The sequence below is a fragment of the Nocardia sp. NPDC006630 genome (assembly GCF_040611495.1).
Classification (GTDB): Bacteria; Actinomycetota; Actinomycetes; order Mycobacteriales; family Mycobacteriaceae; genus Nocardia.
The window spans coordinates 1-12,533 of sequence record NZ_JBEXOK010000022.1 but is presented as its reverse complement, the minus strand read 5'-3'; the positions used below and the strand labels follow the sequence as shown (position 1 = coordinate 12,533).

The window sequence follows — 12,533 nt, the reverse complement described above, 5'->3', positions numbered from 1 at the left end:
TCGAGGCGGGGCCGCACCCGGTAAGTTCGAACGGGTGACCGGCCGCATCGCCATCGATGACACCGCCCCCGCGATACCCGGCGGCCGGCCGGCGAAGGCCGTCGTCGGTGAGGTGTTCCCGGTCCGGGCCGTGGTGTGGCGCGAAGGGCACGACGCCGTGGCGGCCACCCTCGTGGTGCGAGCGCCGGGATCGAGCCGACCCCAGCGCATTCGCATGGCGCCCGAATATCAGCCCGATGTGTTCAATGCCACCTTCACGCCGGGCAAGCCCGGACGGTGGACCTACCGCATCGAGGGCTGGAGTGATCCGCTGGCGAGCTGGCGGGCCGCGGTGGAGGCGAAACTCGCGGTCGGGCAGAGCGCGATCGATCTGGCCAATGATCTGGAAATCGGTGCGCGACTGCTGGATCGGGCCGCGCAGCAGGTTCCCCGCAAGCAGTGGGAGACGCTGCGCGCCGCGGCCGCCGCACTGCGCAGTGACGCGCAATTGCCGACCCGGGTCGCGCCCGCCTTCAGCGGTGAGGTGAGCGAGATCCTGCGCGAAACCCCACTGCGCGAACTGATTACGCAGGGGCCGCAGTACGCCGTGCAGGTGGACCGGCAGCGGTCGCTGTACGGCGCCTGGTACGAATTCTTTCCGCGTTCGACCGGCGGCTGGGATGCCGCGGGCAAGCCCGTGCACGGCACCTTCGCCACCGCCGCCGAGGATCTGCCGCGCATCGCCGCCATGGGATTCGATGTGGTGTACCTGCCGCCGATCCATCCGATCGGCAGGGTGAATCGCAAGGGGCCCAACAACTCTCTGACCGCCGGCCCCGAGGATGTGGGCTCGCCGTGGGCCATCGGTTCCGTCGAAGGCGGGCACGATGCCATTCATCCGGCGCTCGGCACAACGGCGGACTTCACCGAATTCGTCGAGGCCGCACGGGAATTGGACCTGGAGGTGGCAATCGATCTGGCGCTGCAGTGCGCGCCCGACCATCCCTGGGTGGCCGCACATCCGGAATGGTTCACCACCTTGCCGGACGGCACCATCGCCTTCGCCGAGAACCCGCCCAAGAAGTACCAGGACATCTATCCGGTCAACTTCGACAATGATCCGGACGGGCTGTACGCCGAGGTGCTGCGAGTGGTGCGGCACTGGATCGGGTTGGGCGTCACCATATTCCGTGTCGACAACCCGCACACCAAGCCCGCCGACTTCTGGGAGTGGCTGATCGCGCAGGTGCACCGGAAGCATCCGGACATCATCTTCCTGTCCGAGGCGTTCACCCGGCCCGCGCGGCTGTACGGCCTGGCCCGCCGTGGCTTCACGCAGTCCTACACCTACTTCACCTGGCGCACGCACAAGCACGAGATCGCCGAGTTCGGCCTGGAATTGGCGGCCAAGGCCGATGAGGCCCGGCCCAATCTGTTCGTGAATACGCCGGACATCCTGCACGAGAGCCTGCAGCACGGCGGGCCCGGCATGTTCGCCATTCGCGCCGTACTGGCGGCGACGCTCGGCCCGACCTGGGGCGTGTACTCCGGATTCGAGCTCTACGAACATCAGGCCGTGCAGCCCGGCAGCGAGGAGTACCTGAACTCCGAGAAGTACGAGCTGCGCCCGCGGCACTTCACCGCGGCCGCGGCGCGCGGAGAATCGCTGGAGCCGTTGATCACCCGGCTCAACGAGATCCGGCGCGCGCATCCGGCGCTGCAGCAGCTGCGCTGCATCCACTTCCACCACACCGACAGCGAATCACTGCTGGCCTTCTCGAAATTCGACCCCACCACCGGTGATGCGGTGCTGATCGTGGTGAACCTCAACCCCTTCGGCCCCGAACAGGGTCACGTCTCGCTGGATCTGCCCGCCATCGGCCGCGAATGGCATGAGCAGCCGGTGGTGTTCGACGAGATCAGCGGCGAGGAATACCACTGGGGCCGAAGCAATTACGTGCGGCTGGACCCCGCGCGGGCGGTCGCGCACATTCTGGTGCTGCCGCCGGTGCCCTCCGCCGCGCGCGCGGGACTCTCCTATCGAAGATCCTTCTGATGCACCGGCGCGATCTGCTGCTGCTCGCCGCGGGCACGCACCCCGATCCGCACACGGTGCTGGGCGCGCACCCGCATCCGGACGGCACCATCCTCCGGGTGCTGCGCCCGCATGCCGAGACGGTGCTCGCGCGCATCGGCGAGCTCGATCAGCCCCTGGAACATATCGGGCACGGGGTTTTCGAAGGCGTGGCGCCGCTGCACGAGCTCTGGGACTACCGGATCGTCACCTCGTATCCGGGCGGGCGCACCGTCATCGATGCCGACGGCTACCGATTCCTGCCCACGCTCGGGGAACTCGATCTGCACCTGCTCGGGGAGGGCCGCCACGAGCGACTGTGGGACGTCCTCGGTGCGCATCTGCGGCGCTATCCGACCCTCGACGGGGAGGTGACCGGCACCTCGTTCGCGGTGTGGGCGCCGAATGCCCGGGGCGTGGCCGTCATCGGCGATTTCGACGGGTGGAGCGGCAATACCGCGCCCATGCGCCGGCTCGGCGGGTCCGGGGTGTGGGAGGTGTTCCTGCCGGGCATCGGCGCGGGGAGCAAGTACAAGTACCGGGTGCACGGATCGGACGGGCGCACCGTGGATCACGCCGATCCCTTCGCCTTCGCGACCGAATTACCGCCTGCCACCGCATCTGTCGTGACCGAGAGCCACTACGACTGGGGCGACGAGCAGTGGCTGCGCGCCCGCGACACCGATGATCCGACCCGCAAGCCCATGAGCATCTACGAGGTGCACCTGGGTTCCTGGCGGCCCGGACTCGGCTATCGCGAACTGGCGCAGCAGCTCGCCGAATATGTTGCGGCCCAGGGGTTCACGCATATCGAGCTGCTGCCGATCGCCGAACACCCCTTCGGCGGGTCCTGGGGTTATCAGGTCACCTCGTATTACGCGCCCACCGCGCGGTTCGGCACTCCCGACGACTTCCGCTGGTTCACCGATCATCTGCACCGCAAGGGCGTCGGCGTCCTGCTCGACTGGGTGCCCGCGCACTTCCCGCGGGACGAATGGGCGCTCGCGCGTTTCGACGGCACCGCCCTCTACGAGCACGCCGACCCGCGCCGCGGCGAGCAACTCGACTGGGGCACCTACGTTTTCGACTTCGGTCGGCACGAGGTCCGGAACTTCCTGGTCGCCAATGCCCGGTACTGGATCGAGGAATTCCATATCGACGGGCTGCGGGTCGACGCCGTGGCCTCCATGCTCTACCTCGACTACTCGCGCCCCGACTGGGAGCCGAATATCCACGGCGGCCGCGAGAATCTGGAGGCGGTGGCATTCCTGCAGGAAATGAATGCCACTGTGCACAAACATCATCCGGGCGTGGTCACCATTGCCGAGGAGTCCACCACCTGGCCGGGCGTCACCCGCCCCACCGAGGTCGGCGGACTCGGCTTCACCATGAAATGGAATATGGGGTGGATGCACGACACCCTCGGCTATCTGCAGCACGATCCGGTGCACCGCACCTGGCACCACAATGAGATCACCTTCTCGCTCACCTACGCCTGGAGCGAGAACTATGTGCTGCCCATCAGCCATGACGAGGTCGTGCACGGCAAGGGCACGCTGTGGACGCGCATGCCCGGCGACGACTTCACCAAGGCCAGCGGGGTGCGGGCGCTGCTGTCCTATATGTGGGCGCATCCGGGTAAGCAGCTGCTGTTCATGGGACAGGAATTCGGGCAGTTCCGCGAATGGAACCACGATCGCGGGCTGGACTGGCACGAGCTGGAAAACCCACTGCACCAAGGCATTCACACACTGGTCCGCGATCTCAACACGCTCTATCGCGCGACGCCGGCACTGTGGAGCCAGGACACCTCGCCCGGCGGCTACTCCTGGCTCGACGCCGACGACCGCGACAATAATGTGCTGTCGTTCCTGCGCTACGGCGCGGACGGGGCGATGCTGGCCTGCGTCTACAACTTCTCCGGCGCCGAACACCGCGACTACCGCGTCGGGCTGCCCGCCACCGGACAGTGGCTGGAGGTGCTCAATACCGATGCGATCGCGTACGGAGGCAATGGAATAGGCAATCTGGGCGCGGTCGCCGCGACCGCCGAACCATGGCACGGCCGCCCGGCCTCCGCGCTGGTCACGCTGCCCCCGAGCAGCGCGCTGTGGCTGGTCCCCGCGGACAAGCCCGCCGAATCAGTTCGGCCAGTGCGGCGAGCGGCCCAGGAGCGCGAGCACCTGATCGAGCCCTGAGCCCTCGAACGGCACGATCGGGGCGAACGGCGAATTCGGCGCGAGGCGGATATCCCCGTCCGGAACCCCTTGCGCCACTACGAGAGCCGCCGCCAGCACGTCCTCGTCGAACTCGACCGGCACATCCAGCGCACGGGCGACATCCCAGGAGTGCACGACGTAGTCGACGAAGTGGAAGCTGATCGACAGCGGCGCGGGCAGTACAGTGCCGTCCCGCACCTCCGGGAGTGGAAAGCCCTGCTCCAGCACCCCGTCGGCGGCGAAAGCGCCCAGCACCCGCTCCCCCGCGGCACGATATTCGGCGATCGGATCATCACCCAGGGGCTGCGGCTTCCACAGCGCGATATCGTCCTCGCCGCGCGCTGCGGCAGCGAAGCCGTAATGCTGAACGATCATGTGCTCCAGCAAGTCCCGCAGCGCCCAGCCGGCGCAGGGGGTCGGAGCGTCCAGGTCCGCGGCCGTCAGCCGGGACACCACGTCAATGCTGGTGCGCACCGCGCGTGCGTTGAGGGACACGAGTTCGGGCCCCGATGCGAGAAGTTCGGTGTACGTTGGTGAGATCATACGCACGAGCTTACTAATTTTATATCGGTTCCGCCAGGTGCGTTCGTTACAGATATTCGGGCCCCCAATGCTTCGGCCCCGAACACTTCCGTCTGCCGAAAGTTGTTGCGCTGTAGTCGACTCGAGGGGCGGCCGCATCGCATACATATCTCTGTGAATAGGAATGGATCTGCATGAAGAAGCTCGGTATCGCCCTGTTCGTCAGCGCCGCCGTCGCCGGTGTCATCGGCGCCGGAGCGGGTCTGGCCACCGCTGACGACCACGTCTCCGCGCAGCCCGTCGTCGCGGTCGGCGAGCCGGATCCGTCCGGCACCGGCACCGGCTCGTCCTCGGCCCTCACCGATCTGGTGAAGCTGCTGACCAGCGGTAGCGCGGGCACCACCGCCCCCGCGAAGTAGCGCACCGGCTCCCCGCACCCCGACTGCGGGGAGCCCGCGCTCTTCGAAAACGACTGCGCCCCTTCCGCATTGCGGAAGGGGCGCAGTTGCCGGTGGATTCGTGCGGTGATCTCAGTACAGCGCGGCGGCCAGCTTGCGGCGCGCGGCCATCACGATCGGCTCGGCCGGATCGAAGAGTTCGAAAAGCTCCAGCAGATGGGTGCGGACCCGGGTGCGGTCATCGCCCGCGGTGCGCTTGACCTGGCCGATGAGGCGGTCGAACGCGGCCTGCGGCTCCTGATTGAACATTTCCAGATCGGCGGCCGCGAGGGCGGCGTCCAGATCGCTCGGATCGGCATCCGCCTTGGCAATGCCCGCCGGATCGAGATTCTGAACCCGGGAGATGAACTGGACCTGGCGCAGCGCGGCCTTGGCCTCGCCATTGGCCGGCTCGGCATTGAGAATCGCCTTGTACGCGGCCTCGGCGGTATCGAAATCGCCACGCTCCAACGCCTCTTCGGCCGCCACGAAACGCGGATCCTCGGGCGCCTCGGGCTCGCCTTCGCCCTCGCCGACACCTGGGAGCTTGCCGCGCACCGCGTCCAGGACCGCCGCCAGCCACTGCCGGACCTGCGCCTCGGGCTGATTACCGGTGAAATCGGCGAGCGGCTGACCGGCCGCGACCGCGATCACCGTAGGAATTCCCTGCACGCCGAAGGCCTGCGCGATACGCATATTCGCCTCGGCCTCGATGGTGGCCAGCTCCCAGTCGTCGGACTCGCCGACCAACTGCTCCAGCAGGCTCACCAATTCGATACTGCCCGGGCTGCGCTGCGAATACAGCGCCACCACCACCGGAACCTCGGTGGAGCGGCGCAGCACCTTGGCCTCGAAATCGGCCTCGGAGACAGCATGGCCGCCTGCGGGCGCGTCGGTCACCGGCGGCTGCTTCAGGCTGGACAGGTCCACCGCGCCGGACATTGCGGCAGCGGCGGCAGAGGGGCGTCGTGCGGGTCGAGTCACGACATCCAGTCTGTCACGAACGGGCCGCGGCAGGTGCCGCAGCCTCACTCAATTCGCCGAGTTGACCGGTGCGGATGGCCCACCGCTCGAAGAAGTAGCTGGAGAACGGAACCACCGCGGACAGCAGCGCCAGACCCGTGGTCTTGCCCGCCCACTCGAACTCACGCGAGGCGAGCAGGCAGTGAATGGCGTACAGGATGAACACGATGCCGTGCAGCATGCCGAAAACCATCACGGGCCAGGTGATCGGCTCCGGCAGGCGCTTCAGGACCGAACCGGTCAGCAGCAGGACCCAGGTGAAGGCTTCCAGAATGCCGAGGAATCGAACCCGCTTCGCGAGGGTGCTCAGATCGAAGATATCCACGGCACCCATTGTGCAGGATGACTACGACCGCCCGTAGTGGAGATGGGTCACACACCCTCCGGGCGGCCGTCGGGGCTCAGGGCACGCGGATGATGAGGGCGTCGCCCTGGCCGCCGCCGCCGCAGAGGGCGGCTGCGCCGACGCCGCCGCCGCGGCGCTTCAGTTCGAGGGCCAGGTGCAGGACGATGCGGGCGCCGGACATGCCGAGGGGGTGGCCGATGGCGATGGCGCCGCCATTGACATTGACCTTCTCCGGGTCCAGGCCGAGTTTGCGGGTGGAGGCGACGCCGACGGCGGCGAAGGCCTCGTTGATTTCGACGAGGTCCAGGTCGGTCGGCGAAATGCCTTCGCGCGCACAGGCCTTCGCGATGGCGTTGGCGGGCTGGTCCTGCAGGGTGGAGTCGGGGCCGGCGACCACGCCGGCGGCGCCGATCTCGGCGATCCAGGACAGACCCAGCGACTCGGCCTTCTCCTTGCTCATCACGACCACCGCGGCCGCACCGTCGGAGATGGGCGAGGCGGAACCGGCGGTGATGGTGCCGTCCTTGCGGAAGGCCGGGCGCAGTTTGCTCAGCGATTCCACGGTGGTGTCGGCGCGAATGCCCTCATCGGCGGCGAACTGGATCGGATCGCCCTTGCGCTGCGGGATGGCGACCGCCACCACCTCGTCGTCGAAGAGGCCGTTCTTCCATGCGGCGGCGGCACGCTGATGCGAAGCGGCCGCGAAGGCGTCCTGCTCTGCCCGGGTGACGGTTTCGGTGTCGTTCTGCTGCTCGGTGAGCAGGCCCATGGCCTGATCGGTGAAAACGTCGTGCAGGCCGTCATAGGCCATGTGGTCGCGCAGGGTGACGTCGCCGTATTTGAAGCCCTCGCGGCTCTTCTCCAGCATGTGCGGCGCGCGGGTCATGGATTCCTGGCCGCCGGCCACCACGATCTCGTACTCACCGGCGCGAATCAGCTGATCCGCCAGGGCAATCGCGTTGATGCCGGACAGGCACACCTTGTTGACGGTGAGCGCCGGGACATCCATCGGAATTCCGGCGGCCGCGGCGGCCTGCCGGGCCGGGATCTGGCCCGCGCCCGCGGTCAGCACCTGGCCCATGATCACGTAATCGACCTGCTCAGGGGCGACCCCACCCTTCTCCAGGGCGGCCTTGATGGCGATGCCGCCGAGATCGGAGCCGCTGAAGTCCTTCAGCGAACCGAGCAGCTTCCCCATCGGGGTGCGCGCGCCGGAGACGATGACGGTGGTGGTCACGATGTGCCTCGCTTACGTCGGATGTCGTGGCTCCGCCAACCATCGGAGCCCTACTCAAAGGTAACCCGACCGACCCGGGCGGCCTTCCCCAGGTGCGCGCTACCGTTCGAGGTGTGAGTAGCACCGAGAACACCGAATTCCTCCCCGCCGAATACGTCACCGCCGTCGATCACGTCGGCATCGCGGTGCCGGATCTCGATACGGCTGTCGCCTGGTATCGGGACAATCTCGGGATGGTGGAGACACATCGCGAGATCAATGCCGCGCAGGGTGTGCACGAGGCGATGCTGTCCTACGCGGCCGCACCGGCGGGATCCGTTGCCCTGCAGTTGCTGGCACCGCTCAACGAGGACTCCACCATCGCCAAGTTCATCGACCGAAACGGTCCTGGCCTGCAGCAGCTCGCCTACCGAGTCACCGATATCGAGGCTGTCTCCACGTATCTGCGTTCACGGGGCTTGCGTTTGCTGTACGAGGCTCCGCGCCCTGGCACAGCCGATTCCCGCATCAACTTCATCCACCCGAAGGATGCTGGCGGTGTGCTGGTCGAACTCGTCGAACCGGCAGCGAAAACTACCCACTAGTACCGAGATCAGCGACCCTAAAGACGCTGTAACAACATTCGCGGTCGGGTCACCATCAGTGGTCGACAGGCTGTAGTTTGTGTGCCATGTCGTCCACTGAGCCCGATCGTAATCGCTTCGTTGCACTGCCCTTTACCGTCGTGCGGAAGGGCTATGACCGTGACGAGGTGCGTAACTACTTCGACCGTTTCGACGCCGAGCTAAGGGTCACCGCAACCGACCGCGATGCCGCCGCTGCTCAGGCCCGCAACCTGGCGGCCCAGCTGGAGGACGCCCGCGACGAGATCGACGAGCTCCGTAAGGAGGTCGACCGCCTCTCCGTGCCGCCGACCACCGCGGAAGGCATGTCGGACCGTATCTCTCGCATGCTGCGCCTGGCTTCCGACGAGGCTTCCGAGGTGCGCGCGCAGGCCCAGGCCGAGGCCGCCGAGATGATCTCCATCGCCGAGCAGCAGGCGACCGAGATGCGCGGTAAGTACGAATCGCTCCTCTCCGAGACCAAGGAGAAGCGCGAGGCGCTCGAGATCGAGTTCGAGCAGACCCTCGCCAACGCCCGCTCCGAAGCCAACAAGATCGTCGAGGCCGCCAACGCCGAAGCCGATCGCCTCACCAAGGAGTCCGAGGCCAAGCGCAAGGCCGCGCAGCAGGACTTCGAGGTCACCATGGCCGAGCGCCGCACCAAGCTCACCCGCGCCATGGAGGAGCTGGAGGCCACCTCGCGCGCCGAGGCCGCCCAGCGCATCAAGGACGCCACGGACGAGGCCAACCGCCTCATCTCCTCGGCGACCAACACCGCCGATCGGAAGATCGCGCACGCCAAGGAACTTGCCGAGGAGATGCGCGTCCTGCGTGGTCGTGTCCTCGCGCAGCTGCTCGGTATTCGCGGCCAGCTCGACTCCGTCCCGGCCATGCTCGCCGCCGTCAACCGCGAAAGCGAACTCCTCGACGGCGCCCCCGAGCAGCGCTCGCTGAACAAGGGCAGCCGCAAGGCCATCTCCGACTCCCGTGAAGACGACGTCGTCGACGAAGAGCGCGAGAACGCCGACATCTCCGGCTAATACCCATACCGGGCGACACCCGTAAACCCGAAGGCCGCTCCCGACTGGGGGCGGCCTTCCTAATGCCCTCATCGGCCCGCACACCGCCGGAAACGTTGTCCGCGTACCGAATCCGGGTCCGGACCGCTCTCCGGCCGTCAGGACCAGCGGCGGGTGATGCCCCGGGTGTGGCGGCCCTTCCAGCAGCCGGTGTGCCAGTGCCGGCGGTCGTCCTCGCCGCCGTAGGCGGGCCACGCGACGATATGGGCTACGCCGGGCGGGATTTCGTGGTCGCAGCCCGGGCAGCGGTAGGTCTTGGTGGCCCGATTGCCGGGGATGGTGCGGACCACATAGGTTTCGTCGCCGGCGGGACCGTCCTCGGTGCGGCCGAAGACATCACCCAGCGGACGCCGGTCCCCGTGGGACCGCGCCTGGGAATCCTTGGGGCGGGGTTTCCGGCGGGGCATGCTTCAACCCTAGAACAGCCGGAATTCGTCGCTCTCGGTGCCGCGTAGCGCGTTGTAGTCCAGTGTCAGACACCGGATCCCACGGTCGTTGGCGAGCGTCTTGGCTTGCGGCTTGATCTGCTGGGCCGCGAAGACGCCGGCGACCGGGGCGAGCAGCGGATCGCGGTTCAGCAGTTCCAGATACCGGGTCAACTGCTCGACGCCGTCGATATCACCGCGGCGCTTGATCTCCACCGCGACCGTCGAACCGTCGGCATCGCGGCAGAGGATGTCCACCGGGCCGATCGCGGTCATGTACTCGCGGCGGATGAGCGAGTATCCGGCGCCGAGGGTGTGGATGTGCTCGGCCAGCAACTCCTGCAGATGCGCTTCGACACCGTCCTTGATGAGGCCCGGATCCACGCCGAGCTCATGCTTGGAATCGAGCTCGATATCCTCGACGGTGATGCGCAGCTCTTCGCCGGCCTTATTGGTCACCACCCAAAGCTGCTGCGCCGCATCCGTTTCCGAGACGCGCTCCTCCATCCAGCAGGGCGGGCTCATCCAGTTCAGCGGTTTGTAGGAACCGCCGTCGGAGTGCACCAGCACCGAGCCGTCCGCCTTCATCAGGAGCAGGCGGCGAGCCATCGGGAGGTGGGCGGTCAGACGGCCAACGTAATCGACCTGGCATCGAGCAATCACAAGGCGCACCCAAGCACTCTAGGGGACGCCCCGGGTCACGCCGACATGAAGGTGCCCGCAAGCAAACCCGCGCAGGACAGCAGGACCAGGTCCAGCGCCGTCGGCCGGTGCCGCATCGACACACCGCGATTGATCATTACCACACCGATCGCCAGACCGATGCAGTACGACACCAGATGGCCGACATTCGTGAAGGTCTCGCCACCGACCACGCCTTCCACCGCGATCGCCAGCCACACCGTGGCCCACACGACCTGGAACTTCTCCGGGACAAGCGCGACCAGCGAGCCGAACAGCGCCATGGCGCCGTAGCTGATGCCGACATCCTCCGCGAAACCGACGCTCGCCGGCAGCCAGTGCTGTGAGACCGCGACCCAAAGACCAACGGCCACCACCAAAGTCGCGCCGATATGGCCGGTCAGGAAGATGCGCACGGTATGGAGTGCGCCCAGGCGCAATTCCACCAATGCCAGCAGGCAGGCGAACAGCGGGACGCTCGTCAACGCCGAATCCGTATCGCCTATGACGAAGGCGCTGGAGAACAGCGTTCCCACATGGCCGTTCAGCAGATTGTGCAGATTGGTACTGGACTGTGCGATCACCCGCTCGGCATCGGACTCGTTGTCCGCGGCCAGCACCATGGTGATGACAACAAGCAGAAAGACATATCCGACAGTCACCGGCAGCCAGCGGCGCCGACGCAGAACACTGATCACCGGGGTGAACCCGGCCGATGCTCGTCCGGCCATAAAAATCTCGACCATGAGCATCTCCCTCAATCCGAAACCGCGGCTTACGCTCCGCGGCTCCCATCTTCGGGGCTAATGGTCCCAGCGCTGTGTTCTGGTTTCGTTAAATCGCTGTGAGCTGCAGCGAACAGTAGAGATCAACCGACAAGCACGACATAGCCGAGCACCGAGGCAGCGACGAGCAAACCCGCCTCCCACCCGTGCAGGCGGCGCAGCTCGGATCGGCCCGAGCGCACCAGCCAGTACCCGGCCGCCAGACCGATCGACACCGCCACCAGGTGACCGACATTCGTGAAAGTCCGCCCCATGATGACGCCGGTCACCGCGACCATCAGCCAGACGATCGCCCACGTGGGCACCCAGCGCGCCGGCACCACGGCGATGAAGGATCCGATCAAGGCGATGGCGCCGTAACTGACACCGACATCCGCGACCTGCGTGATATCGAAGGGCAGCCAGTTCGCCGAGACCGCCACCCACAGCCCGGCGGCCACCAGCAGCGTCGCACCGATATGGCCGGCGAAGAAGATCCACAGCAGCCGGACCGCGCCGAAACGCTTCTCGGCGAGCACCAGCAGACAGATCAGTAGCGGGATGATGACCACCGCGGCATTCCAGCCGTCGCCGATCACCAGCGCACTGGACAGCAGCGTCCCGAACCGGCCGCGCCACAGATTGTGCAGATTCGTGCTGGCGTGCAGCACCACCCGGTTCTGCGTCGCCTCACTGAGTACGGAGAGCATGATCGTCACCGAAACCAGTACGGCCGCATAACTGTAAGTCACCGGTAGGAACAGGCGACGCCAGCGCGAACGCGGCAGCTCGACCGAATCGAGCGACAGCTCAGCGTCCGGAGCGGACATCACCACCATGCGTCTACCTTCCTTACGACTCCACTCCATGATCCACGGAACCACTCTGCGCTGCCTAGCAGTTGCTCGAGAAGATTCTGTGAACGGGACCGGATAAACGCCGAATGCCCCGAAACAGGCAGCCCAAACAGGCGGATACGACAAAACCCCCGCAGCGAATGCTGCAGGGGTACAACGAAAAAGACCCCCAGCCAGTGGCTGGGGGTCTTCTCGAATGATGTTCCGGCGGTGTCCTACTCTCCCACACCCTGTCGAGTGCAGTACCATCGGCGCAGGTGGCCTTAGCTTCCGGGTTCGGAATGGGAC

12 protein-coding genes, 1 rRNA gene and 1 pseudogene are annotated in these 12,533 nt (G+C 66.6%); 5 read left to right on the top strand and 9 right to left on the bottom strand.

The window, feature by feature from the left end; translation table 11 throughout:
- Positions 1-34 precede the first annotated feature (34 nt).
- A complete protein-coding gene (locus tag ABZX86_RS39320) occupies positions 35-2,035 on the top strand; it encodes an alpha-1,4-glucan--maltose-1-phosphate maltosyltransferase (protein WP_355131406.1) in 2,001 nt (666 codons plus the stop codon).
- Positions 2,035-4,170: pseudogene (gene glgB / locus ABZX86_RS39315) on the top strand (1,4-alpha-glucan branching protein GlgB); the annotation flags it as partial. The gene ABZX86_RS39320 and the pseudogene glgB, both read left to right, overlap by 1 nt.
- Positions 4,171-4,194: 24 nt before the next feature.
- On the opposite strand, the gene ABZX86_RS39310 reads toward glgB, so the two are convergent.
- Positions 4,195-4,815, bottom strand: coding sequence for a TIGR03086 family metal-binding protein (locus ABZX86_RS39310; protein ID WP_355131404.1), 621 nt, complete (start codon positions 4,813-4,815; stop codon positions 4,195-4,197).
- Between the two features lie 173 nt (positions 4,816-4,988).
- Here ABZX86_RS39310 and ABZX86_RS39305 point away from each other — a divergent pair, with 173 nt between their 5' ends.
- The gene (locus ABZX86_RS39305) at positions 4,989-5,213 is read left to right on the top strand and encodes a hypothetical protein (RefSeq protein ID WP_355131402.1); all 225 of its coding nucleotides are present in this window, start codon (positions 4,989-4,991) and stop codon (positions 5,211-5,213) included.
- 111 nt (positions 5,214-5,324) lie between these two features.
- Here ABZX86_RS39305 and ABZX86_RS39300 read toward each other — a convergent pair whose 3' ends face one another.
- From ABZX86_RS39300 to ABZX86_RS39290, 3 genes are all read right to left on the bottom strand, one after another.
- A complete protein-coding gene (locus ABZX86_RS39300) occupies positions 5,325-6,173 on the bottom strand; it encodes a tetratricopeptide repeat protein (protein ID WP_355131464.1) in 849 nt (282 codons plus the stop codon).
- Between the two features lie 55 nt (positions 6,174-6,228).
- Positions 6,229-6,588 carry a DUF3817 domain-containing protein gene (locus ABZX86_RS39295; RefSeq protein ID WP_327144026.1) on the bottom strand — a complete coding sequence of 120 codons (360 nt, stop codon included), beginning with the start codon at positions 6,586-6,588 and terminating at the stop codon, positions 6,229-6,231.
- A gap of 67 nt (positions 6,589-6,655) precedes the next feature.
- Complete coding sequence (locus ABZX86_RS39290) at positions 6,656-7,837, bottom strand: acetyl-CoA C-acetyltransferase (protein WP_355131400.1); 1,182 nt, start codon at positions 7,835-7,837, stop codon at positions 6,656-6,658.
- 113 nt (positions 7,838-7,950) lie between these two features.
- On the opposite strand from ABZX86_RS39290, the gene mce reads away from it, so the two are divergent.
- Positions 7,951-8,421 (top strand): methylmalonyl-CoA epimerase, encoded by a 471-nt coding sequence (gene mce / locus ABZX86_RS39285; protein ID WP_355131398.1) that lies wholly within the window; start codon positions 7,951-7,953, stop codon positions 8,419-8,421.
- Positions 8,422-8,507: 86 nt separating this feature from the next.
- Positions 8,508-9,479, top strand: a complete 972-nt coding sequence (locus ABZX86_RS39280) for a hypothetical protein (RefSeq protein ID WP_355131396.1) — start codon at positions 8,508-8,510, stop codon at positions 9,477-9,479.
- Positions 9,480-9,616: 137 nt separating this feature from the next.
- Here the strand turns inward: ABZX86_RS39280 and ABZX86_RS39275 are convergent, their stop codons facing one another.
- The 5 genes from ABZX86_RS39275 to rrf form a co-directional block, all read right to left on the bottom strand.
- Positions 9,617-9,925 (bottom strand): ATP/GTP-binding protein, encoded by a 309-nt coding sequence (locus tag ABZX86_RS39275; protein WP_355131394.1) that lies wholly within the window; start codon positions 9,923-9,925, stop codon positions 9,617-9,619.
- 9 nt (positions 9,926-9,934) lie between these two features.
- Complete coding sequence (nucS, locus tag ABZX86_RS39270; RefSeq protein ID WP_327144021.1) at positions 9,935-10,615, bottom strand: endonuclease NucS; 681 nt, start codon at positions 10,613-10,615, stop codon at positions 9,935-9,937.
- Positions 10,616-10,641: 26 nt separating this feature from the next.
- A complete protein-coding gene (locus tag ABZX86_RS39265) occupies positions 10,642-11,370 on the bottom strand; it encodes a rhomboid-like protein (RefSeq protein ID WP_355131392.1) in 729 nt (242 codons plus the stop codon).
- 122 nt (positions 11,371-11,492) lie between these two features.
- Positions 11,493-12,227, bottom strand: coding sequence for a rhomboid-like protein (locus tag ABZX86_RS39260; protein WP_355131390.1), 735 nt, complete (start codon positions 12,225-12,227; stop codon positions 11,493-11,495).
- 220 nt (positions 12,228-12,447) lie between these two features.
- Positions 12,448-12,533: ribosomal RNA gene (rrf, locus tag ABZX86_RS39255) — 5S ribosomal RNA — on the bottom strand; the annotation flags it as partial.